Consider the following 2,655-nt stretch of genomic DNA (forward strand, 5'->3'; position numbering starts at 1 on the left):
ACCCTATGCCCCACCAGCGCAAACGCAGTCCTCACGTCCGGAAAGACAACAGCTTCTCAGGAAACACCAGAGCGTTCACTCAGGAAACGCGCGAATGTTCACTCAGGAAACCCGCGCCCGTCGTGGACCGGCCAAGCGCCCGTTGTGTGGTGTCAGCGGTGTGGGAGCCTGGGGGTGAACGGGACAGGTGCCTTCCTCCTGCTGACGGCCTCGCGCGCGAGGCCGTCAGTGCCGGAATTACCGGTGTCGAGAAGGTGCCGCAGGCCCAGGCTGCGAAGGGCTCGGTGGGGTCTGGCCACGCTGTGCCGTTCGTGCTGCAACGCTCGTGCGGGCTTGGGCGGCTCGTGCTCGGGCGCTGGGGGCCTGCCGGGCGGCGAGGCGTTGGATGCGCCAGGTGAGGGTCCTGGCGGTGGAGCGGGCGTCGTCCAGGGTGCGCCGGCGGGCGGCATGCTGGAGGAGCAGCTCGGGATCGTGGCCGGCGGTCTCGGCTTCGGTCAGGGCGGCGGCGAGTGCCGGCCAGGCGGGGTCGTCGAGGATCTGCTGAGCGTGTTCGGGCACGATCACGAGGATCCGCTGGGCGTGCCGTTCCATGGTGCGGGCCGGTGGTTGGCGCTGGGCCAGGGCGGCCAGTGGCTCGGCAGCAGCCTGTTGGGAGACGGCCTGCAGATGGACCAGGGCCTGGTGGGCGGCGGCGACCTGCTGGTCGTGCTGGCGAGCCTGGTGCCAGCGGGCTGTGGCGAAGATGACGAGCACTGCGATGTCGAGGAACATCGCCAGCCCGGACCCGTCACCGGTGACCGGCACGGTGCGCAGCGCGCGGACGGCGCCCCGGAGGGCGCGTGCCTGGTCCTGCTGGGCGCGGATGCGGGAGCGGGTGGCGCGTTCGAACGCTGTGGCGGCCTGTTGCAGCTGTGGCCGCAGGTGGCTGGGGGCGAGCAGCGGCAGGACATCGATGGCTTCGCCAAAGGCTGCGATGTGGGCCTGGGCTGCCGCGTCGTCACCGTGGTCGAGGTGGTGGGGGATGCGCTCGGCCGCGGCGGTGGCCTGGTACCAGGGGTTGGGCCTGCGCCGGCTGCCCGGCTCCGCTGCGGGCGGAGCCTCGATGGCGGTGAGGCGTTCGCGGATCTTGGGGAAGGACAGGTCGGGGGCGAGTTTGGCGCCGGAGAACCAGATCGGCTCGCCGGCGGCGTTGGTGTCGCCTGCCACGGCGACCTTGTACCCGCGTACGTCGCCGGAGGGAAAGTGCTGAACATCGACGAGGACGCCTTCGACGCCGTCGAGCAGGTGGAGGAATTCCTCCGGGCTGGTGGCGATGGACACCAGCTGGCGGACGGTGGTGCGCAGGCGCTCGCGGGAGGTCCGAGTCGTGCCGGCGCGGCGGGCTTTCTCCATCTCGGCGCGGGTGGGGCGCTTGGTGGCGGTGCGGTCGCCGCGCACGACCTGCAGGAGTCCGTATTCCTTCTCGATGGCGGCGAGTTCCTTGTCGGCCTTCAGGTAGTCGTTCCAGTGGCGGGCGGTGCTCAGGTCTCCTCGGACCTTGGTGGCGGCGATGTGGATGTGGTCGTCGGCGTGGCGTACGGCGACCCAACGGCACCCGTCGGGGTCGCCTTGTGGCGCGATGCCGGTGGCCGCCACAATGCGGCGCGCGATGTCCGCCCACTCGGCGTCGGTGAGGTGCCGGTCGCCGGGGGCGGCACGTACCGAGCAGTGCCACACGTGCCGCTCGGGTACCCGGCCCAGTCGGCGGGCTTGCTTGACCCGCAGGTCGAGGTCGGCCACGAGGCGCTTCTTTGTGGCGTCGAAGTCGTCGGCGCGGCCTGGGTCGGGTGCGAAGCCGTCCCAGGAGGCGATCAGGTGCGGGTCGGTGTGGTCCTTGGCCTTCTTCGTGTCGAACAGGTACCGGATCAGGCCGGCGGTGTCCTTGCCGCTGCCGATCTTGGCGATCACTGGGCCGCCTTCGCGGAGACAGCGTGGTTCATGGTCTGCGCGATGTCGCCGATCGCGGCGCGGACTGCGTCCAGGGTGCGCTCGGTCTGCGCGAGGACGGCGGTGTCCACAGGGTGTGGATCCCCTCCGGCGTTGAGGCGGTGGGCGATCTGGTTGACGTTGTTGCCGATGCGGGCGACCTCGGCCCGCAGGGCGTCGAGCTTGTCGAGGCAATCATCGAGCTGGGTGCGCTGCCCGGCCAGGCCCACGGTGAGATCGCCATCGAGGTAGGCCATGATCACGGCGCCGACGAGGTGGGCGCCGGCGATGCCCATCTCACGGGCCCGGGTGAGGATCCGGGTCTTCTCGTCGACGCTGTAGCGGACGTCGACACGCTTTTTGCGCTGGACGTCCTCGCGGGAACGGCGGCGAGCGAGACGACGCAAGGTGACTTCGTCGGCGCTGGCGGCGGGCGACTGCTCGGCTGCGTAGGCGGGTGCCTCCTCCTCGGGCACCCCCTGGTGCCCGAAGTCCTCCGCCACCCCCGGGGCGGAGGTGTCCGCGTTGGACCGGCCCTTGGACGGTCCAACGTCATACCTTGCTGGCTGGGTGACGGCGGTGGTCACCTCCTGCTGGCTGGTGGGGAGTTCATTGTGGAGGTCGGGCATAGAGCAGTGTGCATCGTGAAAACTGCACGTCAGGTGGGCTGGTGTGCACGGGGTTCGGTGT

General features: G+C 70.4%; 2 protein-coding genes. Both read right to left on the bottom strand.

The window, feature by feature from the left end:
- Positions 1–237: 237 nt before the first annotated feature.
- Entirely contained in the window at positions 238–1,947 is a 1,710-nt protein-coding gene (locus tag ABD207_RS13990; protein WP_085571752.1) for a relaxase/mobilization nuclease domain-containing protein, read from the bottom strand.
- Positions 1,944–2,594, bottom strand: coding sequence for a MobC family plasmid mobilization relaxosome protein (locus ABD207_RS13995; protein ID WP_344012944.1), 651 nt, complete (start codon positions 2,592–2,594; stop codon positions 1,944–1,946). The genes ABD207_RS13990 and ABD207_RS13995 overlap by 4 nt, the downstream gene beginning before the upstream one ends.
- Between the last annotated feature and the right edge of the window lie 61 nt (positions 2,595–2,655).

This window comes from Streptomyces thermospinosisporus, from assembly GCF_039526425.1.
In the GTDB taxonomy this organism is placed as follows: domain Bacteria; phylum Actinomycetota; class Actinomycetes; order Streptomycetales; family Streptomycetaceae; genus Streptomyces; species Streptomyces thermocarboxydovorans.

Coding starts and splice junctions, on each gene's coding strand:
- ABD207_RS13995 (WP_344012944.1), bottom strand. CDS start 2,594: ATGCCCGACCTCCACAATGAACTCCCCACCAGCCAGCAGGAGGTGACC.